At 50.1% G+C, this 25,876-nt stretch carries 17 protein-coding genes, 1 pseudogene and 1 riboswitch; of the genes and pseudogenes, 6 read left to right on the top strand and 12 right to left on the bottom strand.

Annotated elements, in window-relative coordinates; all coding sequences use genetic code 11:
* Positions 1–313: 313 nt before the first annotated feature.
* From EDD73_RS05365 to EDD73_RS05350, 4 genes are all read right to left on the bottom strand, one after another.
* Complete coding sequence (locus EDD73_RS05365; RefSeq protein ID WP_131918742.1) at positions 314–1,852, bottom strand: TIGR02679 domain-containing protein; 1,539 nt, start codon at positions 1,850–1,852, stop codon at positions 314–316.
* A 111-nt stretch (positions 1,853–1,963) separates the two neighbouring features.
* A complete protein-coding gene (locus EDD73_RS05360) occupies positions 1,964–6,238 on the bottom strand; it encodes a TIGR02680 family protein (RefSeq protein WP_131918741.1) in 4,275 nt (1,424 codons plus the stop codon).
* Positions 6,239–6,275: 37 nt separating this feature from the next.
* The gene (locus tag EDD73_RS05355) at positions 6,276–7,646 is read right to left on the bottom strand and encodes a TIGR02678 family protein (RefSeq protein WP_131918740.1); all 1,371 of its coding nucleotides are present in this window, start codon (positions 7,644–7,646) and stop codon (positions 6,276–6,278) included.
* A 31-nt stretch (positions 7,647–7,677) separates the two neighbouring features.
* A complete protein-coding gene (locus EDD73_RS05350) occupies positions 7,678–9,198 on the bottom strand; it encodes a TIGR02677 family protein (protein WP_131918739.1) in 1,521 nt (506 codons plus the stop codon).
* Between the two features lie 383 nt (positions 9,199–9,581).
* On the opposite strand from EDD73_RS05350, the gene EDD73_RS05345 reads away from it, so the two are divergent.
* A complete protein-coding gene (locus tag EDD73_RS05345; RefSeq protein WP_131918738.1) occupies positions 9,582–10,046 on the top strand; it encodes a nucleoside deaminase in 465 nt (154 codons plus the stop codon).
* A 47-nt stretch (positions 10,047–10,093) separates the two neighbouring features.
* Positions 10,094–10,624, top strand: a complete 531-nt coding sequence (locus tag EDD73_RS15530) for a (2Fe-2S)-binding protein (protein WP_341467346.1) — start codon at positions 10,094–10,096, stop codon at positions 10,622–10,624.
* A gap of 329 nt (positions 10,625–10,953) precedes the next feature.
* Here EDD73_RS15530 and EDD73_RS05335 read toward each other — a convergent pair whose 3' ends face one another.
* On the bottom strand, positions 10,954–11,565 hold the full coding sequence (locus EDD73_RS05335; protein WP_207668819.1) for a C40 family peptidase: 612 nt from the start codon (positions 11,563–11,565) through the stop codon (positions 10,954–10,956).
* A gap of 2 nt (positions 11,566–11,567) precedes the next feature.
* Positions 11,568–11,695, bottom strand: a riboswitch (cyclic di-AMP (ydaO/yuaA leader).
* On the opposite strand from EDD73_RS05335, the gene EDD73_RS14815 reads away from it, so the two are divergent.
* A complete protein-coding gene (locus EDD73_RS14815; RefSeq protein ID WP_165876341.1) occupies positions 11,691–12,146 on the top strand; it encodes a hypothetical protein in 456 nt (151 codons plus the stop codon). (Overlaps the previous riboswitch by 5 nt.)
* A gap of 172 nt (positions 12,147–12,318) precedes the next feature.
* Here EDD73_RS14815 and EDD73_RS05325 read toward each other — a convergent pair whose 3' ends face one another.
* Positions 12,319–13,524: a tetratricopeptide repeat protein gene (locus tag EDD73_RS05325; RefSeq protein ID WP_131918736.1), complete on the bottom strand. Its 1,206-nt coding sequence runs from the start codon at positions 13,522–13,524 to the stop codon at positions 12,319–12,321.
* A 260-nt stretch (positions 13,525–13,784) separates the two neighbouring features.
* Here EDD73_RS05325 and EDD73_RS05320 point away from each other — a divergent pair, with 260 nt between their 5' ends.
* Both EDD73_RS05320 and EDD73_RS05315 read left to right on the top strand, forming a co-directional pair.
* The gene (locus tag EDD73_RS05320) at positions 13,785–16,112 is read left to right on the top strand and encodes a DUF1156 domain-containing protein (protein WP_131918735.1); all 2,328 of its coding nucleotides are present in this window, start codon (positions 13,785–13,787) and stop codon (positions 16,110–16,112) included.
* Positions 16,096–17,124, top strand: a complete 1,029-nt coding sequence (locus EDD73_RS05315; RefSeq protein WP_131918791.1) for a hypothetical protein — start codon at positions 16,096–16,098, stop codon at positions 17,122–17,124. Before EDD73_RS05320 ends, EDD73_RS05315 begins: the two co-directional genes overlap by 17 nt.
* A 231-nt stretch (positions 17,125–17,355) precedes the next feature.
* On the opposite strand, the gene EDD73_RS05310 is transcribed toward EDD73_RS05315, so the two are convergent.
* The 4 genes from EDD73_RS05310 to glmS all read right to left on the bottom strand — a co-directional run bounded on the left by EDD73_RS05310 (position 17,356) and on the right by glmS (position 23,408).
* On the bottom strand, positions 17,356–18,192 hold the full coding sequence (locus EDD73_RS05310) for an HNH endonuclease (protein ID WP_131918734.1): 837 nt from the start codon (positions 18,190–18,192) through the stop codon (positions 17,356–17,358).
* Positions 18,185–19,741 (bottom strand): AAA family ATPase, encoded by a 1,557-nt coding sequence (locus tag EDD73_RS05305; protein WP_131918733.1) that lies wholly within the window; start codon positions 19,739–19,741, stop codon positions 18,185–18,187. Before EDD73_RS05305 ends, EDD73_RS05310 begins: the two co-directional genes overlap by 8 nt.
* 753 nt (positions 19,742–20,494) lie before the next feature.
* Positions 20,495–21,286: a hypothetical protein gene (locus tag EDD73_RS05300; protein WP_131918732.1), complete on the bottom strand. Its 792-nt coding sequence runs from the start codon at positions 21,284–21,286 to the stop codon at positions 20,495–20,497.
* Between the two features lie 286 nt (positions 21,287–21,572).
* Entirely contained in the window at positions 21,573–23,408 is a 1,836-nt protein-coding gene (gene glmS, locus EDD73_RS05295; RefSeq protein ID WP_131918731.1) for a glutamine--fructose-6-phosphate transaminase (isomerizing), read from the bottom strand.
* A 646-nt stretch (positions 23,409–24,054) separates the two neighbouring features.
* Between glmS and EDD73_RS14810 the strand changes: the two genes are divergently transcribed.
* Positions 24,055–24,210, top strand: coding sequence for a hypothetical protein (locus tag EDD73_RS14810; protein WP_165876340.1), 156 nt, complete (start codon positions 24,055–24,057; stop codon positions 24,208–24,210).
* Positions 24,211–24,253: 43 nt separating this feature from the next.
* On the opposite strand, the gene EDD73_RS15585 is transcribed toward EDD73_RS14810, so the two are convergent.
* Together EDD73_RS15585 and EDD73_RS15580 are read right to left on the bottom strand one after the other, a co-directional pair.
* Positions 24,254–25,249 carry a phosphohexomutase domain-containing protein gene (locus EDD73_RS15585; protein ID WP_131918790.1) on the bottom strand — a complete coding sequence of 332 codons (996 nt, stop codon included), beginning with the start codon at positions 25,247–25,249 and terminating at the stop codon, positions 24,254–24,256.
* Positions 25,250–25,423: 174 nt separating this feature from the next.
* Positions 25,424–25,822 (bottom strand): annotated as a pseudogene (locus EDD73_RS15580) (phosphoglucosamine mutase); the annotation flags it as partial.
* Positions 25,823–25,876 lie beyond the last annotated feature (54 nt).

The raw sequence follows: 25,876 nt of genomic DNA, 5'->3' as shown, positions 1-25,876 counted from the left end.
AAAGAGTGTCTCAAATAGCAGTTGTCTTGAATAACTGTCGAAAGAGCCATCAATCTTTATCCTTATTAAATTGAAGTGCCCGTTTGGCGGGCAGTAAAACAACAAACACCTCCTAGGATAAAATTCGAAAATTATCCATAGGGGGTGTTTTTCTATGGCTTCACAACTAGGTCCGCACTTAGATACTTGGCAATGGCATTAACAAATGAAAATTCAAGCACCCTTGGCCAATGAACGGCCAAGGGTGCTTTTTTGTGGCATCACAATTTTCCGTCGCTTCCCGATCGGCCCGTCCCATACCGTTTTTCCCCATTTATTCTCCCAGCCAATCCATCGCTAACTCCGCCCAAAAATTCTCTTGGTAAGCGACCATACCGGTTTTAGCCAAGAGTTTTGGCAGTTCCCGATCCCATGGTATTGTCATCCCTTCAAAACATTCCCTATCTTCATCCGAGAAATGAATCGCTTTTTTCGCTCTTCGATATGTCTCTTGATTAAAGCGCCATGTTTGAAAGGCTCCAACACCGTTACCGATTTTATACCTGCGAGTCAACTGCAGCGCAATCTCCAGACCCTTACGGTCAAAATCACCGCTGTAATAAAGCTGACATCCCGCCGTTATCAAACTATCCAATAACCAAAGCGCCGCCATTGAAAGCTGGCCACTGGAACAGATCAACGGCGCCGTCACAACCGCGTTCCGTTGCCCCCGTAGCTCCGCATACCGATCCAAAAGCGCCGAAAAAATTGCCGGATTCTCCACGATATACACAGCTTGTCCTGCTACCATCGCCCAGCGGCGAATCGCTTTCCCTTGTTTGATGCCTCCTTGCAGATTGCGCAAAGTCAAGTTAATCGGTTGCCCCGCCTGATAAGCAGCTTTCAACAGCGGGGCTAGGGGATCATCGGGAAGCGCCACGAGTCCAAAGACACTGACAAACGAAGAAATGTCATCCCCCTCCAGCCCCGCTTCCTGTAACAGTGTGCGATGCACTTCCGCCGAAGAAGTCCCCACGCTCTTGGCATCGCTATCCTTCACCGATTCCGTTACCGTGGCTTCTGCCTCTTCCGATTCCTCCGATTCTGCCGCTCCCTGCTCCTCCCGCCGCAACCAAAAAACCAAGGCCGCATAAAACAAGCGCCCTAACGGTGTATCGCGATCAAACGCATGAGGATCACCTGTAATTTCCGCAGCAAAAATCGGCAGACGGCCCATCCTTCCCGATCGGCTTGTACGGTTTCCCCACACTACCGATTTATCCGCCAAAACGTCCGCACTTTCCCCCGAAGCCGCTGCATCGATATCGCCTCGCCATTCCGTCTCTCCCTGCATCGGCTCTAATCGTTCCAGCGCCGTCACAACCGCCCAAAGCTGTCGTTCCGCTGCCGCCGGGTCCTGATCAAAAGCACTTTTCAAGATTCGATAGCCGCCGGTTCCTCCTGCCGCTATCGCCTCCACCCATTCCCGCGCCGGCCCCGATACTTGTACCTGCACACCTGCCAATAACGCTTTCCAGGCTTGCCGGCACTGCTGTCGTTGCTGCGGGCGAAGTCGGATTGGTCCGTCAATGCCCTCAAGAACTTTCGTCAGTGTCACCTGCCAGCGACTGCGCTGCAACACTTGATCAATTTCCGCTAACCTGATCGTAACGGGCCCACGCTCCATCGGGATATGGCGCCCAAAAAAACCATCGAGCCGGTCTCCCGCCTCCACCGTCAGGTTCGCTAACCGCAACGATCCGCCGATACGCCCCAGCGCCTCCACCCGTTCGCGGGCTGCGCGCAAAAGTTGTACCAGTCCCGGTTGCGCAAGATACCGCCGCAAATCATCTGGCAACCCAACCGGCTCCATCTGTTCCCCATCCCCCCAATATCTTTGGCTCTTTGCTATGTTGATGCTCTGCCAAAAATCAATCCATTAATATCCGCCCGGCTATCTTGTTACCGTTTTCCCCATCCCTCTTTAGGCACTGTTCTCCACAAGCTGCCTTTGCTCCCCATTCCAACGATACTGGAAAAGCGTCACAAACTTCACATCTTTCGGCCGGAAAACCTCATAAATCGACAACGCCGGCACCGTATCATAACAGCCCCACAGCACCTGACTTGTCATCATATAATCAAAATCCATCTGCGTCAGCAAATCAAACATATCACGAACATTCTCGTCATCGACGCCGGCAAAAGCCTCATCCAGCGAGATAATATGGGGCGCATCCGGGCGGGCATCGTTAAAGCGCGAATACGTCGCCGCGAACAGCGGTATATACATACTCATCGCTTTTTCGCCGCCGCTCAACACGTTGAACCGCGAATCGGTCAATTCCCGGCGCGGCGACTCACCCTTTTCATAGTGCAGCACAAAACGAAACCAGCGGCGATAATCGAGCAATTGATTGACCCAATGGCGCAACGAGTCCTTGGCTTCCGATTCCTGCTTGGCCCACTCAATGCGGGAGCGAAAATGCCGCACCATGCGATCAATGTCTTCATCATGCAACTGTTCAGGATTCGTCTTTAAGAGCTTCACCAGCGCCGCCGTGTCCAGTTCCCGTTCATTCGTCGCCGGTCGGGGTTCCCATTTGAGATGAAGCCGCAGCCCGCTGGAAGTATTGCGCTGCCCCATCAGTTCATTGACTTGCTGTACCCACTGCTCAGCACGATGGATCCGGCTGCGAATCGTTTTCCCTACCGCCCGAATGATGATCTCCTCATACAATTCCCGGTCCTTTTGATCCAACAGCAACATCTGCTCTTCCCGCGCCCGGGTCAGTTCGTCCAAGAGGTGCCGCGGCGAAATGGGATTTTGGCGATCCCGCATAAAATAAACAAGAATCCGCCCGCTCGCCTCGTCTTCCCGCCATTCCGGCACATACTCAAACAAGGTTCGCCGAATATCCGTCAAGATGCTGTGCAAGTCGTTGGCTACCGATTGGGCCAAACGCGCTTCCCAGCGGCCTTTGCTATGTTGTACCACCAACTCAGCCGTGTGCATAGCTGCCACTTCTACTTCATTGGCCCAAGCCGCCCGGCCACCGGCGGTCGCTGTCCCTCGACTGGCAGCCATCCCTACGACATCGGCATCGGATCTGATTTCATTCGGATCTCGCCATGGCACTTTCGAAGACAGCGTTCGGCATAAGGCCGACAATTCCGGCAAAAGCCCACGACGCCACTCCTGAAGCCACCTGCCCAGGCGGTCCTGAAGCCGGCGTTGGGTATGCAGTCGCTCCGCCAGATTTTTTTCTACCTGACTCCGTGCTCCGCCCTTTTTCTCCGCCAACTTCGGTATCTGATCATTGCGCCAAGCGATCGTTCCCTCCAGTTGATGCATCTGCTGCCGCAATTCGTCCCGGCGGCGTACGATGTCCTCCAGCCCCATCTCCTTGAGCCGGCGTTGCAACGCAGCGATTTCCGCATCGAGCCGGTGTAACTGAACATGGTAGTCGTCGATTTCCTGCTCTTGCTGCTCTGCTTGGACGGTAAATTTCTCAATATCGGCTGCTGCGCCGACATACTGCCGGTCAGCCATAAGGTACGCGCTCCACGCCGTTTTTAAGGCCTGCCAGATCGCGCTGTATTGTTCAAAATGGCTTCGTGCTGCCCGGATTGCTTTTTCTTCCCGCGGCAACGTCATCTCCCGCATCAACTCATGGAGTGCCAGCGTGGCTGCCTGGAAGTCCGTCACGGCCTGACGAAACAACCGATCACGGCGCCCGCACTCATCGTCAGCCATCGTAAAACAAAAGTGCGCCTCCGTAAGCATCCGAGCCGCATCGGATAAACCGGAGAAACCAGGCAAAGCCGCCACTTCGGCCATGATCGCCTGTTCACGCTCCTCCAACGCCGTCAGATGCGCCGCCGCTGCTTCGATCGCCCTTGTCTCTTCCTCGATCAACGCTTCCAGCACCGCGATCCGCGCCAGGCGGGTCCGGTGACGGCTTTCTCGACCGATATATTCCGCAACATCTTTCGGTGCCGCCATCCCCACCCGGTTACCGAGCCGGTAGGCCCCATCCTCGCTAAACCAGGTTCCCGTACTATTTTGTTCCAGCTCGCTTGCACCGACTGCGAGCACCGTTTCACGGTCCCCCATCCGGAGCGTACGCAAGAAATCATCAATGCTTCCTTTATCCAAACCGCTGTCCGGCGGCACCAGGGGAACAAGATAATCGGCCAACGTCGTCCCCAGCAGCAACGGTTCCGTAGCAACCCAGGTTTCATCGATAGGTGCGCCGCCAGGCATCGCCATCAGTTCACTACTGCCCGTCCTTTCCAGCTTAACGTCCAGCTTCACGCCCTGCGTTCCCACCCAAGCATCCAGCAATCCCGCTTCCGTCAGGGCCGCCTCCAACCTGCCCCGCGTCGCCTCAGCAACTTCCGGTCGAAATTCCACACAAGCATAAAAAGGCGCACCGGCTTCCCCGGCAGCCGCCCGCTGGCTACGGTACGCTTCCCGTTGGCGGCTGCGCGGCGGTTCCGGTTCTTTTTGGGCCAACCACTGCCGGCGCTCCTCATCGATTTCCTCTCGCTTTTGCTCATGGGCTTCTTTTTGTTGCTTCCATCCTGCTCGCTCATCGGCCAAGCGGCGCTGCCCTTCCCCCAGCGCCAAACGCACCGGTTCTTGGATCTGATGAAGATCGGCGTCGGGAAACTTGGCCAAGCGGTGCAGGACCGCTTGAAAGCCCTCGTCGGTCAAGGGCAAATGCACCAAACTGCGGCGCCAATCAAAAAAGGCACGCTGTACTTCGTCCTTGACCGTCTCCAATTGTTGCTCCGCTTGTTTTACCCGGTCTTCCGCCCGATCCTTTTCCCGGCGCGCTTCCCCTACGGCCACTTCTGCATCGTTTTTTCGCAAACCCAAGACCGTCACCTGATGGGCCTGCGTTTCTGCGGCTTCCAGCCGTTCACGGTGGTCTGCCATGTCCCGCTGCCACGTAGCAAAGCGTTCCTCATCGGCAGGAATCCCCGCTTGCCACGGGCGGCTGTGCACTTCATGCATCCTGTAATCGGCCTGCTGAGCCAGCAGCCCCATGGCCGCCAACAGGCGCGCCTGTTCGATCGCCGCTTTTTCCCGCGCTTGCTCCGCCGCTTCACGGCGTCCAGCCACTTCGATCAGGTATTTATCGATCGTCTCTAATCGTTCTTGGGCGCTCTTTTTTTTCTTCGCCAAAAAATCCCGATCGGCGCCCTTGGCATCCAACTCCCCTTGGGTATTAAAGGCCTCATTTTGACTGAGTACATCCCGCTCCGCCTGTAACGCTTGTAATTCTTTTTTCTGCGCTTCCAAACTGCATTGCTCCGCCGCCAATTGTGCCTCGATCTGTTGCAGACGGCTTTCGCTTTGTTGCAGTTCTTCCTCCGCCGCTTCCCATTCGGCTTTCCCTGTGGTGAGTTCCTTGGACAACGTGTATAACGTAAACTCATTGTACCGTTGATAGGCTTGTGCCAGCTTTTCCGTTTCACCACGATGGCGCTCTAGTTCTTCCAAGCGATCGCTGATCTGATCCATATCATCAAGTACTTCCGAGAGCGGGCGCAAATCCTCCTCATGGAGCGGCGGCAAAGCACTCCCCAAGATCTCATAGATCGTCGTTGGTTTGAAATCCTTGGAGAGCTTCGGCGAGCGCAGTTGAATCAACAGGTCCAGCAGTTCACTATAGCCGTCCAGATCGCCATAGCCGAACAGCAAGCGGTTGACCATCGCTTTGTACTTACCTTGCTCGACCACCACTTCCCCACCGTCGCTGATCTGCTCGGCCAGCTTTTGCCGCGTCAAGGGAATTTTCTGCGGCTCCTTAGACGCACTGTAATCCAGCTCAAAAAGCTGCAGATCATACCCGATCCGCCGGTTGTCGGTGATGGCAAATCCCCAAAAGCCCATCTGCGGATTGTTGCGCCGCGCCCGCAGACCGATGCCAATCGTCAGATAGCGCTCCCGCGCCGGTTGGCAAAACTCCAACCAAAGATACCCGGTGCGATCGGTATTGGCTTCATCGTCGACAAGCAAGTAGTATTCCATGCGGCGATCCTTGGACCCAAAGGGGTCAAGGCGGTGCGGCCGCTTGTCCCCATCCAGAACCAACGGCAAAAAGCTTTGCATGGTGACACTTTTGCCAGAGCCATTGGCGCCGCGCAGGATCAGACGCCCCCCTTCTAGGTGAAACACGGCTTCCTCATCGTAATGCCAAAAATTCAAGATGCCTGCCCGCGCCATGCGCCAGCGCTCGCTCGTCATGATTCGATCCCCTCTTTATCATCGTCACTCAATATTTTCACTCATCAAAATCGGCTTGATAGTCACCGATAAAGCGTCCCAGCGCCGGGCCGACCCAGCGATGCATGTCATCAACCACACCGCCCAGATTCCACTCCGATAAGTGGTCAAACAACTCCTGCATCAAATCGCGCAGCTTCGCTTCCCGCTGCGTTTTGCCCCAAAGGCGACCGTGCCGCTCCCGCAGGTGATGGAGCACCGTTTCGACTTCCTGACAAGTTACGATCAAACGGCCGCCTTCATCATAGCCCACCGGTTTGCCTTGCGCCCGTCGCCGGCGAAGTTCACCGGCAAAAAGCACCGCAATGTCCGAGATCGCCTTGCCAGTAGGAAAAAGCAGCGCCTCCCCCGACAACTCCGGGTGAAACACCAGCAGTCCTTCCCGGTACCGCTGACCGGTAAGACCCAGGTGCTTTTCCAGGGCCTCCAACAGGTAGCGCCGCTGCGTCAACACATACTGCCGCTCATCATCAGTCCAATCGCCGTCATAAACCACCGGTTCTTGGATCAAACGACGAAACACACGGTGACGGCGCCGGCGCACGCGCCCCTCATCGGTATCGGCATAGTCCCCTTCGCCTAACGACGCAATGGAAGTGTACGTCGTCAAATCACGGGGAAAGCGCCTCAATAGGAAAGATTGCGCTCGTCCACATTCATAAAGCACATTATGTTCACCGTTGCCGCTGCGGCTCCACTCGGTTTCATCTCCGTCTACCGCCGTGACAATCGACAGATCACGCAGTTTCCGTAGCGCCCGGGCCATCGACAAGCGATGATCATAGACGTTCCAATCAATATCGATATCCCTGTCGACACCGGCCAGATAATCGCGAATCTCCTCGATCATATCGGTCAAGAGAAACTGCTCCAATTCGCCTTTTCCTTCTAAGTACCAAAGGCAAAAGGCAAACAACGTGTAATCACGGCAATGGGTAAACTCCTCAAACCCCATCCAGGGATGGGCTACTGTCGGATATTTGTCCAATTTGGCCATATAGCGGGTCACGATCAACACCAGATCGCAATATTCCTGGAAAAAGCTGCGCAATTCCTCGTAATGCTGCTTGATCGCCTGAAACAGTTCCGGATCGTCTTCCTTGCTAATCCAGGGTCGGTTGAGCAGCGCCTGCGCACAAGCCACCCGTTCCTGCTGAAAAAAATCCGCCGTTCCCCGCTGAAATCGCCGCCGCCCCGTTCGGTTTCCCCCTGGTACCCCGGCCGACTGCCCGATTCCGGTTCTGCTACCGGTTCTGCTACCGGCTCCATTATCGGTTTTATTACCGGTTCTGTTATCGGTTCTGTTATCGGTTCCTGAATCTTTCTTGGCCCCCGACACCACGGCAAGCTTCACCTCATTTTTGGCCATTGCAACGATCCCTTTCCATCTCGCGTACCACTTACGTCGTTCCCTTTGCTTGCCGTTCATCGACAAAAACCAGCGTGTAATCGGGCATTTCCAACGCGCCGTCGGCACACTGCAACCGCGTGCGACCGCCGCCGCCACGCAACGTGATCTGCACACCTTCCGGCGTCCGGAACGTTTTATCACGATAGTGCATACAGCGGCTGATCCAAAAAAGCAATTGATTGCGCAAAAAAGGCGTAACCTCACGCAGTTCACCAACAGGCACACAACCTTGCGCCACAAACGTCTCGATCAACTCACGCTCCGCCTGCCGCTCCGCCAGATAGACTTCCCGTGCCGCCGCTTTCTGGCGCGAATGATTGGCAATCGCATCGGTGCCACCGTCCCGCCGGCGCTGGCGCGACCGTGAGCGCAGTGCATAGCCGTTTGGCGGCGCTTGCCACATGGTCACATCGGCCGACTCTGTCCCTTTGTCATCATGCCCTTGAAAATGCCGCGTCCGGTAAAGTCCGAAAGTATAGGCGGCCAAGCGATGGGCATCATCGACATGATCAAGTGAAGCAAACCAGCGCCCCAAATACGCCAGTTCCCGGCGCCGCGTCACACCACTTAGCCGTTTTTCCTGAATGCGCAAAGCACAACGGACGATTTTGCCAATCGTGTCCTTGCTTGCCTGTTCCAGGTATTGAATGTCGCTATTTTCCCCTCCTTCACCGAGAAACCAACGCACCAGCGCCTGCCATTCCCGGAGAAGCCGCTCCCGTTCCTCTTCCTCTGTGGGGCGCTCTTCTAAAAGCGGCAAGGCCGCCAGATCACGTACGATATGTTGATGAAACCGTTCGATCATCGCCGGTTGTAACGATGGCAACAGTCCTTCGATCCGAAAGGCACTGCGCTGCAAATTTTGCACAAAGTTGCGCAAGTACTCCGTTAATTGATTTTTATAGATAAGAAACGCTTCCGTCGCCATCAATTCCTCCGCCTTGGCACTTTGCAGCGATGCAATATAATCGGAAGCGTTTTCCGTTAAGGTAATGAAGGATGCATAGGTGCTTTTCCACAGCGCCAGTCCCTCACCGGCAGCAAACTCCCCTTGTTGTTGTAAAATCCGCCGCAGGTTAGCCGCAATGTTGTCGAGCAGCGTCGGCTCCAGCGAACCGCCGTAGCCGCGAATTTTCTCTAACCCGGCCACCATCCGCTCGATTTCCACCGCGTAAGGCGTCATCTGATAACGATACTTTTTGCGCAAATACTCCTCAATCGTCGTGGATCGCCCGCCATCATGACGGGGGACTAAGTTCTGCCACTGCACCAGTGCATTTAGATCCTGCTGGCATTGCTCCAACGAATACTGCGCCAGCAGTTCAAAACCACAAACACCTGCGTAGACCTCTTCCGGCTTCAGCCAGTAGTGCAGACGCAGGTGTTGTTCATAAAAGTAGCGCATGATTAACCGGTAGCGCGGCGTGTTGGTTGCGTTTAGATAGGAAAGTTCGGGTATCGTCCGGAGCAGGGATTCCGTCCGGAGAGCGTCCTTATTTTTTTCGTTCATACTTGCCACCGTATGTTCCGGCAGTTGGGATCTAGGTGCGCCAATCTCATCATTCTCTCCCCTTCGGCTCTATCCGGTGAAAATTCGACAAATTGCATATAACTCCTGCTCCGGGAAGGCATTCATCGACCATGATCGCTCGAAGCGGAAAAGCGCCGGTAACGGAAATGTTGAAGTCGATCAGAAGAATAAAATATACTACGATAGGGGAAGAAATCATATTGAAAATCAACCTTTTTGTTGGTATATTTGCCCAATAAAACGACATAATAACCATAAAATAAAAAGAAGTGCAGCAACAACTGCACTCCCAGATGATTCTCTTATGGTTCGAAAATAACTAATGGCCTACTCATTAGGTAACGAAAAGGGGGCGCCCAATAATGTCACGATTCATGGAAATTGCTTGCGCATCCGCTTTGCAAGGCATTACGGCCGGTAATGGCGGCCCCTTCGGAGCGGCCATTGTCCAAAATGGAAAAGTGATTGCTACGGGGCATAACCGGGTTATCGCGGACCATGATTCCACGGCCCACGCTGAAATTATGGCCATTCGAAAAGCCGAACAAGTACTCGGTACCCACGATCTTAGCGGTTGCGAGCTTTACACCACTTGTTATCCCTGTCCGATGTGCCTCGGGGCGATTCTCTGGGCAAGGATAGACAAGGTCTACTATGGATGTTCACCGGACGATGCCGCCCAAATTGGTTTTGATGACAAGCTTTTTTATGAGGTCATCGCGAATCCGTCTGCCAATCCCTGCGTGACTCTTGAGCAAGAAGATCGGGAATCATGTTTGGATCTATTCAAAAAGTGGATGGGGTTACCAAACAAAAAACCTTACTAGCACCACAGGGAGCCTTGCTACTTCGAAGGTTGCGCAGATGATTCTGTTTGGTCGGTACCTTCGATGGCCAAGTTGGCTTTACGCCATTCATTGAATCCACCTTTGAGGGAAAATGCATTAAATCGTTGTTTTTTACTGGTCATTTTGTTACCCTAATGCTATTGATGCCGGGACTGAAACTGTCAGGAACCGAAAAACTCATCGCATCATTTTTTGTCGATAATTTGCAATTATTGAAAGGAGCAGGATTTATGGCTGGCAATCGAACCATTTGTGCAACCCATGACGTGGATTATCTTTCTATCCGCAAAGCCATGTGCGCAGGAGCACGGACAACGGAGGAACTCATTAAAATGGCCGGCGTCTGTGCAGCCTGCGACGGATGCAAAACTGAGTTGGATGGTATTCTGGCCTCTGTTTGCGGCTGTAAGAAAGTTTCATTACAAGCGGTCGTTGACGCCGTCAACAATGGCGCCAACACGGTAGAAAAAGTCAGCGAAATTACCGGAGCCGGGACCGGCGATGGATGCGGAAAATGCAAAGTTTTGATCCGTAATATCATCGAACTTGGCCGATAATCACCATGCCCCCAGACAACCTTGCTATGGCTGGACGGCTGGATAAATCAACGTAACGTACCTAAAGGGAGTGCCACCGACAACGTGGCACTCCCTTTAGGCGTCTATGATGATGATGTCTGCTCTCTATCAATACCGTTGATTGTCTGCCATTTGGAGCGACAAGATAATAAAAACATTTTTAATGGATACCGCCACTAGTCAATGAATCACCATTGTAACCGTTTTTATTCCATAAGGTATCTTTCCCCGTTATCGATGCCATATTGACCGAACGCAAAAAAGATCCTGCCCAGGCAGAATCTTTTTTGCGTTCAATACTTTACTTGTTAGTACATGCGCTTAACCGCGGTGATGTGCTTGCCCCAGTAGGTTTTCGGAGCGATGCTCAAGTAGCCTACTTTGCCAAGGCCACCGCCTTCTTGAATCACCTGGTTGTTGCCAGCGTAAATCGATACGTGACTGCCATTATTAAAGATAACCAAGTCACCAGGGCGCATTTGGCTTTTCGGAACAGTCCAGCCCACCGAACGGTTTTGGGTACGCGAAGCCGTGCTCATTTTGTAACCCAGGGCATGATGATAGACGTAGGATGTGAAGTTCGAGCAATCAAAGCCCTTGGTTCCCTTGTCTTCATTATGACCCCAGACATAGGGTGTTCCTAGTTTGCTCTTGGCGATCGTCATGATCGCGTTGAATTTCTCCTGATCGCTGGCGTTGAGCGGCGCCAAAGGTTTGATCAGCTTGTCCATCGTCACACCAGGCGGAAGTTGCCCAGTTTCCGCAAGAGATGCCTTCACAGAAGTCGCTGCTTCCGCGAAGGTCACGGTGTTCGCAGAAGCTGATTGGTTGGCGTAAGTATCGGCCAGCGCCGGTCCAACCAGCATCGTAACGGTGGTGCTGAGGGCAAGAATCGAAGCCATAACGGTACGCTTTACCATCAAGGGTTCCTCCTTTTCGCCTACGAGGTTAGCTGACGGGTTCGGTGGGAGTATGCACCTGCCGTGAAAAACGGCTACACCCCAAGAAGTGGTTCCCCCGCGCTCTTGCGAGCTTCGGCTTAATTTTGGCAACACAACGATCGTACCATTATATTCGTATCGGCTCAACTCTAAATATCAGGAATAGTTATCAATATCTGGTGCTCAATGAAGCTGAACTGGCGATCCGGGCTGCCCATCTCGCCAAAGAAGTTCAAGGATCACTGCAAGTGTTATGTGTGGCCAGTATCATTGCCATCACCGATAAGATCCTGCCGGAAAGCGTTAAAAAGATGTTACTGGAGGTGCTGAGAATGACCGATATTGAAAAGTGGCTACGTGAAGAAGGGCGTGAGGAGGGGCGCGTTGAGGGTCGCATGGAAGGTCGCGTGGAAGGTCGTGAAGAAGGCCGTGAAGAAGGCAAAGAAATGGTCGCTATCGCCGCCTTGAAAGAGGGACTCCCTCCTGAAACCGTAGCCCGATTTACCGGTATCCCCATCGATAAAATTCGAAAAATCGCTTCCACCCATCTCCCGCAATAAGCATGTCACCACCATACATTCACGGATAACCTCTACCCTACCACTTGCTTACTTTTATATCCCCTATAACCCAAAATCCCCCTGACCAGGCTTGCCGCCTCATCAGGGGGATTTTCATTCTAACCATAAATTATTATCCCTAAATCAAAGATGCCCCTGGAAAACGTCCAGGTTACCTGCTTTTTTTCTTACGTTTTGACTTTTTCTTTTTTGTTGCCTGCGAAACCGGTTTCTTCGATGAACGCTGCTTTATCGGAATCCCATAACGATCGGCAAAAACAGCTACCACCGGATTGACTAACTGCGCAACTTCACTGGACATATAGGTCTCTGCCAGATATATATACAATTCACCACATTCTTCGTCGCTGTCCGCTTCCTCAAATTCAGCGATAAGCTCCTCACGAAGCGGCATCGCCCAAGGTTCGCCTTTTTTCGCGGCTTCATCGTCATCCGCAGGCAAAAGCAACGTGAAATCCTGGTCAACTTGATCGGCACACTCGTCAAGCATCCGAACCACTTCCATCAAAAACGCCCGAAGAAGTTGTGGCGACAGTTGCTTATACCCATTCGCCAGGGCAAGCGCATCTTGCAAATGCGGAATCGCTTCCGCATAGGCCCCTACTTCATATAACAACATCCCGATGGAGTAGTGCGATTCCATCTGATTGGCATCGAAACGCAGGGAATGTTCATAGGCAACGATCGCCAATTCCGGTCGATGCCCTTTCAGGTAGGTATTCCCCAAGCGATTCCACAGCCAGGCATCTTCCGGAGCGTCACCAAGCTTGTCCAAATAATACGCTTCAGCGTCAGTGCCCAACGAAGGTTCAAACCCGTTATCGATCAGCAGCTTGCCTATATGGAAATGCAAGTTGGGATTAAGTCCCTCTACGCCTTGTGCGGTCAATCGATTTTCCAACATACCCGCCATGGCTCCCAGCATCAGCATGGAATTTGTTCTGGGAGAAACCAGCCACGGTCCCGCCGCATGACAATGAGCACAGTGAAAATAGCCCATACACTGTAGGTAATCCGGCCACAGTTGCAGCTTTGCTTTTGAATTTGGTTGCAAAGTATCACGGCCTTCTGCTTGCCCCAGCGAAAAAGTGTTGCTAAGCTCTTGGGTATCAGGCATTGGACTTTTTACGCAAACGGTTGCCAAGTCATAGCGACCCGCTTTTTGACAAGATGCGCAGGTTAATTCAAAATAATTACGCTGATCATCATGATAGAACTGCTCCCCCATCGCCGCGATCATCTTGACATAGCGCCCCGGCAACTGTTGTATCGACGGACGCCCCGGGAGATCTTGATCAGCCATGCCGGTCAACAACTGGAGAAACCTCGGCGTATAGCTCAATGATGGGTTACTCATCTTGACACTTGCCCCTTGCTTTTATACTTGATGCCTTTATTCTTGATTGCAGTTGTTCGACTCGATGCGCCGATTTTCCTTGTTTAACATCACTGAAACGATCCTGCCGAAAAGCGTCAACCAAATATTACTGGAGGTGCTGGGAATGACCGATATCGAAAAATGGCTGCGGGAAGAGGGGCGCACGGAACAAACAAAGGAATCCCCCACCTGCCCGTGGAATATACCGATCACGCGACAGATAAGGGACGTGATACTTCATGATTGAAAAAGACTTCGACATTTCATTCATCGCCGCACTCGCCTTGAATGAAAAACAAATCCAGCAAAACTACCGACCTCTGATCGGTGTTCATAAATGGTTCGCCCGCCGCCCTGGAACATTGTTCAGAGGGCTTTTATTATCGGAATTTGGCCAGGGCAAACTTCAAGACCTATACTATCAGGCCAATCAACTGCCGGATATCATTGTCGCCGATCCCTTCATGGGCGGCGGCACCCCCATCCTGGAAGCCAACCGTCTCGGTTGCAACGTGATCGGTGCCGACATCAACCCCATGGCTCATTGGATCGTCGAGCGCGAAATCGCTGCCTTGGATATCGACAAGTATCGCCAAGGCGCCGACCAGTTACTGGCCCATCTGCGGGAGCAACTCGCCGGCTATTATGAAACAACTTGCCAAATCTGCAGCAACCGCCATGCACCCGTTAAGTATTTCATCTGGGTCAAAACCCAAGTTTGCAGCGCCTGCCAGCAAACCTACGACCTCTTTCCCGGCTACACGCTGGCAACCAACAACCGTCATCCCCGCTACGTACTTATCTGCCGGCATTGCGGTGAACTGAACGAAGTGGATAACCCCAAAGAGCCAGGCTCCTGCTACCAATGTCACGAAAAGCTAATCACAACCGGCCCGGCCCGTGCCAATCGCTGCCTTTGTCCACATTGCCAGACAATAAATCGGTATCCAGGAACACCCGACGCCCCCTATCCACACCGGATGATCGCCCTGGAATACCACTGCCCCACCTGCCGCCCCGCCCATAAAGGACGGTTTTTCAAAAAGCCTGATGCCCACGATCTAGCTCGGTATCAGGAAGCCGAAGCCCGCTTTCGCCAGCTATCCCCTCAATTTGTACCGGACGACCCCATCCCTATGGGTGATGAAACCGATCGTCTCCACCGCTGGGGCTACCGGCGCTATGCCGATCTGTTTAACTCCCGGCAATTGTTCGGGTTAGAGCTTAGCTGCCGCTGGATTGCCACTTCAGCGCAAGGCGAAGTGCAGCATGCCCTCAGTACCAATTTATCCGATCTTCTTCGCTATCAAAACATGCTTTGCCGCTATGACGCCTCCGCCTTGAAGTCACTCGATATTTTTTCCGTCCATGGTTTTCCCGTTGGCTTAATCCAATGTGAATCCAATTTGCTCGGGATCATCCACGAATCCAAAGGGACCAACGTGGGCAGCGGTGGCTGGACCAACATTATCGAAAAGTATGCCAAGGCCAAAGCCTACTGCCACCAACCCTTTGAGATCCGCCATCACAAAGGGAAAAAAACACAAGTATCCATTCGCGGCGAGTGGATCGGTCCAAGTAACTCCATTAAAAAGTCCCCCGAAAATAAAAAAAACGCCATCGACTCGGGCGCTGTAGCCTGCACATTATGGCCAGAACAGCAACCCGTCGATGGCTTATCCAAAACCGAGTCCGCACAAATACCTGCTCGCATCATTGATCTACGCTGCGTTAGTTCCACTGAATTGCGCTTGCCTCCTGAATCAATCGATGCTGTGTTTACGGATCCTCCCTATTTCGCTAACGTGCAATATGCCGAGTTGATGGATTTTTGTTATGTCTGGCTCCGGCGGCTTGTTCCACCGGGAGAGCCATGCTTCCAGCAACACTCCACACGCAATGACGATGAATTGACCGGCAACAACACGATGGGCCGGGGAATTGAACATTTTACAGCAGGCATGTCCTCGGTGTTTCAAAATATGAAAACCGCTTTGAAGACAGGGGCACCGTTGGCCTTTACCTATCATCACAATCAAATTCAAGCGTACTTACCCATTGCTGTCGCCTTATTGGATGCCGGTTTTGCTTGTACAGCCAGTTTGCCTTGCCCGGCCGAGATGGGTGCTTCCATTCACATCAACAACACTTCATCGTCCATCGTCGACACGATTTTTGTCTGCCGCACAACCGGCACTGTCTCGCGGCGCACGCTGGTCGAGACACCGGAAGCGATCGGGCGCTTAGTCCTTAATGATGTAGCCAAGCTACACGCTGCCGGTGTCAAAGTAAGCGCCGGTGACACCCGCTGCATCAGCTACGGTCATCTCATTCGCCTGGCGATCTGGCACCTCCGCACTTGTTGGGACAGCGCCGCCGCTCCGTCCGAAAAGATCGCTAGAGTGAATGAGGCGATTGAGCAACTGGGCGGTTGGCCCAAGGTCAATGCTTATCTTTCAACCTATGTCACCGTTCCCCCAAGGCAACAGTGGGTTGCCCTCGAAGATGAGGGGGCGTATGATTCCTGCAATGAAGACGGAGGAGAAGATGATGCGGTTTCCTTTTGAAGTGCCTTTTGACGAAGTGGCCCGTGATCTTGATCCCTATGTATCGGCCATTTTTTCCAGCCTTGAATCTGAGTTTTTGGTCATGCCCAAAGGCACTGGCTTTATTGACTATCCGACATTTGAACAAGGTTATGAAGCGCTCAAACGGGCTACATGCGGCTTTCTGGAATTTTCGCCGGAGAATGTACTCCGCGTTGTTCAGGAAACCCCGTTGTCGCTGGTCGTTATCCGCGCCATTTTAGGCCTTACACCACCGGAGTGGGCCTACCTTGCCAGCCAACGGACAGGCATTGATGTAACCCAAAGTTTTGCTCGCACCCTTGATCGTACAATTCGTTTGGATCCATTGCGCTCATTGCCGGGTAGCCCGAAAATGAATCAGCGGATTGAAGCTTTAATTGTTGCTGCTTGCCAATTACTTGCTTCTCCAGGCGTGATCGAGCAAGAGGACAAATTACATCGATTTGATAAAGCCGATACAAAACATGGATTGGACGGAGTTCGCTCATTGGCAGCACTCGGTGCTCCCTATGCCATGTTGTTGTATGAACGATTTTTAGGACGGCCTTTTGCTGGGCATCGAGATTCAGTCTCAGAACTCGTGGGGGACAGTCTTGAATCGGCCATTGAAAGCGTGCTCGTTAAAGCAGGTATTAGCTACCGTAAGACCAAGCGGGCTGAGCGAATCGCTGGGTTTGATCAAGCACCGGATTTTATCATTCCTAGCGAGTTTAATCCACAGGTAGTGATCGAAGCGAAAATCACCGAGGACGATGGCACGGCCCGCGACAAAGTAACGCGTGTACAGCATTTGGCGTCATTAAGTACATCCCGTAGCCCACTAGAGAAGGCGAAATTTGAAGTAATTGCCTGCATTGGCGGGCGTGGTTTCGGGGTGCGTAGGGAAGATATGAAAAAGTTAATCTTGGCAACGAGTGGGAAGGTGTTTACGGCACAGACGCTGGGTTATTTGGTTGAGCATACGAAGTTAACAGAATATAGATCAAGATAAGTAACAATCATTTTATATACACATCTTACCTTACGATATTCCAATTTCTCTGTTTATAATGCTTTTTTCATCGCCTAAGCAAAAACAAACTAACAATCTCGGAAATATATATTAAATCCCTATACCACTCTTCTTGTAGCACATTATTTTTATCCTCTATCCATCATGAAATTTTTGCTTTTCCGAATTACCCACAATGACCAGATACATGTTGGATATTATGATATACAATCAAATATACACTTCAACAAACCATCGATCTGTAGCTAAAGCACGATACAACGCAGATTTCCATCCATTAAGTGATGCTTTTTCACAACTTTTTAACGTGCCACTTAAATCCTTATAAAGTGCATCTTGGCCAGCTATCTCCTTTATGTTTTTAAACTTATATATACTACTAGCAATTTCATCAACTGCCTGAAGGCTGAATATAGTGTTTAAATCAAATAAATCAAAATGATTTTTCATACGTTGGAAAAGCGATTCATTCCATGAATCTGGCTTTTTTACTTTATATAATACTACAATATCCGATGTTTTTTTTACTATTGCCTCTAACCAAATTTCATTTCCTAAGTCATCATAATATGGGTGTAGATGTGTGTCTTCATAACACGAAAACTGTTTATTACCTTTTATTGTATTACAATCTCTACAAGCAGGAACAAGATTCATTGGAGATACCGCCAGAGTAGGAAACGAATTTTTAACAAGAAAATGATCAAGGGTATATACTGGACGAATTCCACAAAATGGGCACCGGCCATTCTGGGCTGATACCTTTATCTTATCGTAATGTTTTCTTCCAGGTTGATCTCTTTTGGAAAACTTATCATCGTATAATTTTACCATTTCATCGTCAGATACAGTTCCATTCACACTATTATGAGGTTGAAGTGAATGAACATTATTTCGCATCATCTCATTGTCAAATTTTTCTGTATATCTTTCAATAAATGCGATACTAGACTTAAATCTATTTCTTAGATCTTCATCCCGATAATTACTCACACAATCAGATATTATTATATCGATGTTATTTTCTGGCTTTTTCATTCTAATCATTATTTTCCCTCATTTTCAAAGCAATCAATAACCGCAATATAGCTCTCGCTTCATCACCTAATTCGTGATTAAAGTTGTTTACAACATCATCAAAAACATAATTCATTTTTATAAGATTTTCTTTCAATAGTTTATGAAAACCCGACTTATCCACTTCAAGGCCAAATATTTCTCTTATCAATGAATTAATATTGGTTCCAAATGTCTCCTGATCTAATTTCTCAAGAGAAACAGTACTTCTTGAGCGTTGCATTTTCCATGCACAACTTGAAGGAACTTCTTGTAATACAATTGGAGAGTGTGTCGTAATAAATGCAACACCATTTTTTTCAATCAATATATCAGATAGTGCTCTTATAAAAGCTGCTAGTAATGGGGGATGTAAATGAGTTTCAGGTTCATCAAGAATAATTAATGATTTCTCTTCAATAAATTCAACCAATCGGGTTATGGTAAGAAGTATAATTTTGTGCCCAGAACTTAACAAAGCAAATCGTTCTCTTGCTGTTTGGATAAATATGTTTTCATCTTTAACAAATTTTAATTCTGATATCCCAGACTCTTGAAAATAGTTATCGTAATTCAATACTGACATTGCTCTACGCCATAAAGTTATTTTTGATTTACTTAAAAAACTTTTAAACAAACTATTGGCAAACTGAAACGACAACTTATCAATCCTAGAGTTATCATTATAAAATACATTTTCACCATCATATTTGTTATCTAGCCCAATAAATATCAAAGGTAATGAATCATTATTTTTGGTATCAATAGAACTCGAAAGATCATCAAAAGCACTAAACCCAACACAAATCGCATTGGCAAATAGCTCGTCAGCACTAATCTTATTCTCATGTTGAAGCTCAAAAAAATACCCCGCTTCTTCATCACTCTTATTATCTGTTATAGCACTAATTATATTTTTTATCATAAAGGTTTTTCCAACACCATTTCTTCCTATAACAATATGAATATTGGTTGGTGGGTTTGATTCAGGTTCGACTTTAAAAGTGATAGCCGCAGGTTTATCAACATCAAACATATTATTCCGATAATTTATTATTGATGGGAAACGATAGCCAAAAGTGAAGCGGGTAAGCCGTGCTCCTCCATGAGCCATTCTGTGAAATTGTTTAGTAATAGTTTTTTTCGTTACATCTCGCATCAACGAAACATTAACTACATCTTCATTCTTGAATTTTTCGAAAATATCGAGATCGTAAGCCATATCTCTTAAGGAAATCAATATGTTTTCTCTAATTTTATCATCAAGTTTCTTGAGATTTTCATAATATTCATCACTTTGGCCAACCGAAAAAAATTCTTCACCTAAAATCTCGAAAGAATCTGGAATTCCGGGACGCCTTTGTTCCATATTGTATTGACCAATCTTTACACTACCTATGTCATATATTTTGCCTTCTGAATTTACATATCGCAGATAATACATTGTCGAATACTTAAACCAGTCATCCCAATTATCAATTTGCAAATATACACCTTCTGATTTCTCAATAAGCAAACCAGTATAAACAGTAAATTTCATTTTATCACCTTGTATCCTTTCTTACCTACTGTAATCGGTCAATAGTTTTTTTACCGGTTACAATACCCGAATCTATGCCATACAAAGTGAGTATTTCGACGTGAAAGAGCCACTTTATCGGATAAACAGAGCCACCTTCACGGGAAAATAGAGCCATGATCACGGAACGAGGGCCATCTATCCCTACGATGACCTTATGATGGCTACTCTTTTTTAGCATCATCTGCAATGGCTGTGGATAATACGGATTACATACTTGTTAGGAAGATAAGTATTCCTTGCACTGTCGCAATATTCACTCCATAACAAGGTCAGAGTCACACCGGATTTGGCCAACTCCTTGTGCAAATGGGCCAGGTCGGGCATTTTTCTTTCTGTTCCCGATGCCTTCATAGGATAAAGGAGATGCTGCAAATCCGTATTTGTCCATTCTCGGAAGACAGTGGCCATGATATACCTTTTCATCAGCGAATCGATAGACTTCACTGACCGTATTGCGGGAGCATTTGACACTGACAGCAACTTGGCGCTGCGAGTATTCCAAGCTTCGCAATCGTAGAATTTCGCGATAATTCACCATGATTACCGCCTCCATAATAAATTTACACATATGGATGTGCATAAATCCATTATAGAGTGAAAAAACAGGTGGATCTCTACTCCGTGAAGGTGACTCTATTTTGCCGACACAATGGCTCTCTCAGAGCGAAATATTCAATATTAAGGATTCGGATTTTTGCAATCGTATGAACACTATTTTTTAATTATTGATTCTTTCAGCAAAACAATTGCCCCAAGTGTTACAAGTGCAGCTCTCTTCATAAAACTATAATCATTCGTTTTCTTCCCGTATGAGATCTGATGTTCTACATGATTTACATACATATTAGTGATTTTTTCTGAAATCATTACAGCTACCGATGGGGCTAATTTATCTTTTATTTCCTTCAATTTATCAGCCAACAAATCTTTATCTCGATTCACATCTAGATTTGTTGAAGATATTCTTTTTATGATAAAAAAGATAGCTGAACCCGATAAGCTTATTGCAGGTATCACTGATATTGCCGGTATTGCGACCCAAGATAATACAATTGATGCTACTGAAACAACTGTATTAATTTGGCTAGGTAAGTTTAATCCTTTTAAAAACAAATCTATTTTCTCCGCAATTTTTGTTTCTTTTGACTTGGTGCAATTATCTGAAGGTTCTTCATTATATATACTGATATCATCCCCCTTTATTTTTAACCACCGATATTTTTTGTTATTTTTTTCAAATACACATTCAAGTTCCTTGTTCAGTTCATCAAAAAGCGATTTAATTTCTTTATGTACACTTCTATTCATGACATTTTTTAAAATAAAGCGTGTATCTTCATGGTTAGCTTTTTTTAGCTCTGAAGATATCCGCGCATCTTTCCAGTCTAATCGCTCTCTCAGTTCCTCAGGAGATAGCAATAAATAATCAAGTATTTTTTTCTCAAAGATTATTTTATGCCTTTTTATTATCATTTCACACTCAGTTTTAGGGTCTAAATGCATGCTAATCACTCCTCTAGATATATTGAATTCATCATTAAGCGCGAGATAAATTTGTTTTCTCTCTACTTATCAAGGCAAACATAGTTGAGATTAGGATATTGCACTGTACACGTCGATACTTTTTAATATTTTCAACATCATAATATAGAATTCTTTAATCTTATTTTCGACAATCCCCAACAAATTCCTCCCATACTTCCTCTTTCATCCTATAAAAAACAAAAATCCCCCTGACAAGGCTTACCGCCTCATCAGGGGGATTCTCATTTCTCTACCCTATCAAACCCTACTCCACCGTCACACTCTTCGCCAAATTCCGCGGTTTATCCACATCACAACCGCGTACCACCGACGTATAGTACGACAGCAATTGCAGCGGCACCACCGCCAAAATCGGCGTCAACGCCGGATGGGTCCGCGGCACCGTCAAGAGCACATCAGCAAACTTGACAATCTCCTTATTCCCTTCCTGCGCCACCGCGATGATCATCGCGCCCCGCGCCTTCACTTCCTGGATATTGGAGATCGTCTTTTCCAACACCTGCTCCTGCGTGGCCAGCGCAATCACCGGAATATTCTCCGTAATCAGCGCCAGCGTCCCATGCTTCAGTTCGCCCGCCGCATAAGCTTCCGCATGAATATAGGAGATCTCTTTGAGCTTCAGCGACCCTTCCATCGCCACCGCATAATCAATCGAGCGGCCGATGAAAAAGGCATCGTTCCACTTCTTGATCTTCTCGGCCACCATGCGCACTTCGCCGGCCGCGTTCAACACATCTTCGACCTGCTTGGGAATCTCCCGCATCGCTCCGGCGATCTCACTGATCTCCTCCGCCGACAGCGTACCCCGCGCCTCGGCCAGCGCCAGCGCCAGCAAGTTCATCGCCAAAAGCTGCGTCGTGTACGCCTTCGTCGATGCCACGGCAATCTCCGGTCCCGCCCAGGTGTAGAGCACCGCATCGGCCTCACGGGCAATCGAAGAACCCACCACGTTCGTCACCGCAAAAACCTTGGCCCCTTTGCCCTTCGCTTCCCGCAGCGCCGCCAGCGTATCGGCCGTTTCACCGGACTGGCTAACCACGACCATCAACGTATGGGCATCGACGAGCGGATTGCGATAACGGAACTCCGACGCCACATCCACTTCCACGGGAATGCGCGCCAGATTCTCAATGATATACTTGCCGACAAACCCGGCATGATAAGCCGTACCACACGCGACGATGCACACCTTATTGGCCGCCCGCAGTTCTGCCGGATCGAGCTTCAGTTCTTCCATATTGAGCGTCACATGGCCGTTTTCCACGATCCGCCCCGACAAGGTATCGCGGAGCGCCTTGGGCTGCTCAAAGATCTCCTTGAGCATAAAGTGGTCATAGCCGCCTTTTTCCGCCGCTACCGCATCCCACTCCACCTGAAAAACTTCCTTCTCAATGCACGTCCCGGTGCCGCAGCACTTGACCGTAACGCCACGGCGCGTCAGCACCGCCATTTCACCGTCATCAAGGATATAAGTGCGTCGCGTATGTTTGAGAATCGCTGGAATATCGGAAGCTAAGTAGAATTCACCGTCACCGAGACCGACGACGAGCGGGCTGTCTTTGCGCACGGCCACAATCTTGTCAGGCTCATGCTTGCACAAAAAGGCCATCGCAAAAGACCCTTCAATATCGACGATCAGCCGCCGCACCGCCGCTTCCAAGTCACCGTCATAATACTTCGCCACCAAGTGCGCCAGCACTTCCGTATCGGTCTGGGACGTAAAAACGGTCCCTTCCTCTTCCAATTGATCCCGGAGCTTTTGGAAGTTCTCTATGATCCCGTTATGAACCACCGCAAAATCGCCGCTATTGTCAATATGGGGGTGCGAGTTTTCATTCGACGGCTTGCCGTGCGTTGCCCACCGTGTATGCCCGATCCCTACCGTACCGGTCGGCATACCACTTTGCAGTTGCCGCTCCAGAACCGCCAGCTTACCCTTCGCTTTCTTGACCTCAATGCCGTCCTTGCCGGCGATCGCAATACCCGCCGAATCATAGCCACGATACTCCAGCTTGGTCAAGCCTTCCACCAAGATCGGTGCCGCGAGACTGGCACCAATATAGCCGACGATTCCACACATAGAAAAATCCTCCTCAATCCTGCTACATACTTTCGCTGAATTTGAAAAAAGCACAAAAAAACCACTGCCCTTTTCGCTCGGTCGATCACCCGAAAAGGTACACAGCGGTCAATTGGACAGACGAATCCTACACTCACCGTTCCGCCTTTGTCCCCGCGATTACTCCCGGGATTTGTTACAGAACTGTAGGCCGTGAGCAGCCAGGGGGCATCCGCCGAAATCTTCGATAAACCCCCGCCTCGTCAACCGGTTTACTTTCACCCGCACCGGTTCTGGCGCTTGCATTATTTTTGTCAGAACCATTCCACCATTGACCCTTTTAATTAAGCACAAACTTACTGACTAACCATTACATCACTTGTATTGTTATATTGTTAAAAAATAACACCACCCTTTCTCTACATAATGCCAGAGAATGTGCACCCCATAAATAGCTCATCTAAACATTATGTTTCTATTATCATTCGCGATCATTGTATCAGTCTGCCAAGCCCTGCGCAACCCACTCCCCAAAATTCAGGACTAAAAAGGCTACCTGCGGCATAGCCCTCCGCAGATAGCCCTGCTCTACCCTAACCAAAAAATGACCGTTTCCTGTACAGTTCTTCTACACATCGCCAGCATGCCCCCGGCACATCCCCAGCGCATGCGTCAGCAACGTGAGCGTTTTGGGCGTCAGCCCTTAGCGAACGTGCTGACCTATGCGCTACACATACCACCGGAACATCGCCAGCATGCCCCCGGCACGCCCCCGACACATCCCCAGCGCATGCGTCAGCAACGTGAGCGTTTTGGACGCTAGCCCTTAGCGAACGTGCTGACCCATACGCCACCCCATGCGCTACTTACGCATACCGCCGGAACACATCAGCGATCTCTTCAACGATCGCCCGCAGTTCCTCCGCGTCCGGCCCCTCACCCATCACCCGGATGAGCGGCTCCGTCCCCGAAGGCCGCACCAGGATACGCCCCCGTCCGGCCAGCTTAGCCGCTCCGGCCGCCACGGCCGCTTTGACCTCCAGCTCTTCCTGGCAGGCCTTGTCTTTAACCCGCACATTGACCAGCAGTTGCGGCAGTTTCTGCATCTGCCCGGCCAATTCCGACATCTTCTGCCCCTTTTCCCGGAGTACCCGCACCAGTTGCAACGCCGACAGCACACCGTCACCAGTCGTATTGTGGTTGAGCATCAAGATATGCCCCGACTGCTCACCACCGAAAACGGCACCGTTTTCCCGGAGCGCCTCCAGAACATAGCGGTCGCCGACCTTGGTCTCCAAGATCTGAATCCCCGCCGCCTTGAGCGCCAGGTGCAGCCCCATGTTGCTCATCACCGTGACAGCCACCGTATCTTTCGGCAGTTGTCCCTGCTCCTTCATGTATAAGGCGATCGCCACCATGATCTGATCCCCGTCGACGATCGCACCCTTTTCATCAACAACGATCAATCGGTCCGCATCACCGTCAAAAGCCAGCCCCAGATCGGCGCCGTTGGCCACAACCGCTTCCGCCAAACTTTCCGGATGAGTCGATCCGCATCCGGCATTGATGTTCGTCCCATCGGGTGCACAGTGAATTGTGATCACTTCTGCCCCTAGCGACCGGAACAATTCCGGCCCCACCTTAGACGCTGCCCCGTTGGCACCGTCAATGACGATCTTCATCCCGGCAAAATCACCGGGCACCGTTTTCCGCAAAAACGCTATGTACCGTTCGGCTGCATCAGCTACGGGGATCACCCGGCCCACTTGAATACCTGTGGGAGCTGGCAACCCGTCGTGGTGCAAACCTTCCTGATCGCCGACCGTATCATTGACCGCATCATCCACAGCCCGATCCGCCATGACCGGCGTTGCCTTCGATTCATCGACATCGTCGATATCATTGGCATTGGCAGTAGCATCATCACAGGCATTGTCGCTACCGTCAGCCCCACCGTCAGTCCCGCCGTCAACCTTGCCGTCAGTTCCTGCACGACTGCCGCCCAATTGTTGCGACGATTTATTGACAGAGCCTTGGCCCAGTACATAACTTTCAATCTCTTCTTCCAGCGCATCGGGCAGTTTATAGCCCGTACCAGCAAAAAATTTGATCCCGTTATCCTGCACCGGATTGTGCGATGCCGAGATCACCACCCCAGCCGTCGCTTGCAGTTCCCGTGTTAAAAAGGCGATCCCCGGCGTCGGCAAAACACCGACAGGCAGCGCTTCACCGCCGACGGAGGTGATCCCGGCGATCAATGCCGCTTCCAGCATGTCACCGGAAATCCGCGTATCTTTACCAATCACGATGCGCGGGTGCGGTGCCGATTGACTTAATACGTAAGCGCCTGCCCGTCCCAGCCGAAAAGCCAGTTCCGGCGTCAACTCCCGGTTGGCCACACCCCGAACTCCATCGGTGCCAAATAATTTGCCCATCTTGCTTTCTCCTATCTACTTTAGAGTCTCTTGATCGCTGTTTTCGTGTATTGC

The organism is Heliophilum fasciatum, from assembly GCF_004341395.1.
Taxonomy (GTDB): domain Bacteria; phylum Bacillota; class Desulfitobacteriia; order Heliobacteriales; family Heliobacteriaceae; genus Heliophilum; species Heliophilum fasciatum.
This window is presented reverse-complemented; position numbering and strand designations above follow the sequence as displayed.

What these genes read in the sequence shown, in the direction of transcription:
- EDD73_RS05365 (WP_131918742.1), bottom strand. Translation starts at nt 1,852, where the DNA reads ATGGAGCCGGTTGGGTTGCCAGATGATTTGCGGCGGTATCTTGCGCAA.
- EDD73_RS05360 (WP_131918741.1), bottom strand. Translation starts at nt 6,238, where the DNA reads ATGACGAGCGAGCGCTGGCGCATGGCGCGGGCAGGCATCTTGAATTTT.
- EDD73_RS05355 (WP_131918740.1), bottom strand. Translation starts at nt 7,646, where the DNA reads ATGGCCAAAAATGAGGTGAAGCTTGCCGTGGTGTCGGGGGCCAAGAAA.
- EDD73_RS05350 (WP_131918739.1), bottom strand. Translation starts at nt 9,198, where the DNA reads ATGAACGAAAAAAATAAGGACGCTCTCCGGACGGAATCCCTGCTCCGG.
- EDD73_RS05345 (WP_131918738.1), top strand. Translation starts at nt 9,582, where the DNA reads ATGTCACGATTCATGGAAATTGCTTGCGCATCCGCTTTGCAAGGCATT.
- EDD73_RS05335 (WP_207668819.1), bottom strand. Translation starts at nt 11,565, where the DNA reads ATGGTAAAGCGTACCGTTATGGCTTCGATTCTTGCCCTCAGCACCACC.
- EDD73_RS05325 (WP_131918736.1), bottom strand. Translation starts at nt 13,524, where the DNA reads ATGAGTAACCCATCATTGAGCTATACGCCGAGGTTTCTCCAGTTGTTG.
- EDD73_RS05320 (WP_131918735.1), top strand. Translation starts at nt 13,785, where the DNA reads ATGATTGAAAAAGACTTCGACATTTCATTCATCGCCGCACTCGCCTTG.
- EDD73_RS05315 (WP_131918791.1), top strand. Translation starts at nt 16,096, where the DNA reads ATGCGGTTTCCTTTTGAAGTGCCTTTTGACGAAGTGGCCCGTGATCTT.
- EDD73_RS05310 (WP_131918734.1), bottom strand. Translation starts at nt 18,192, where the DNA reads ATGATTAGAATGAAAAAGCCAGAAAATAACATCGATATAATAATATCT.
- EDD73_RS05305 (WP_131918733.1), bottom strand. Translation starts at nt 19,741, where the DNA reads ATGAAATTTACTGTTTATACTGGTTTGCTTATTGAGAAATCAGAAGGT.
- EDD73_RS05300 (WP_131918732.1), bottom strand. Translation starts at nt 21,286, where the DNA reads ATGCATTTAGACCCTAAAACTGAGTGTGAAATGATAATAAAAAGGCAT.
- glmS (WP_131918731.1), bottom strand. Translation starts at nt 23,408, where the DNA reads ATGTGTGGAATCGTCGGCTATATTGGTGCCAGTCTCGCGGCACCGATC.
- EDD73_RS14810 (WP_165876340.1), top strand. Translation starts at nt 24,055, where the DNA reads ATGCGTCAGCAACGTGAGCGTTTTGGGCGTCAGCCCTTAGCGAACGTG.
- EDD73_RS15585 (WP_131918790.1), bottom strand. Translation starts at nt 25,249, where the DNA reads ATGGCGGATCGGGCTGTGGATGATGCGGTCAATGATACGGTCGGCGAT.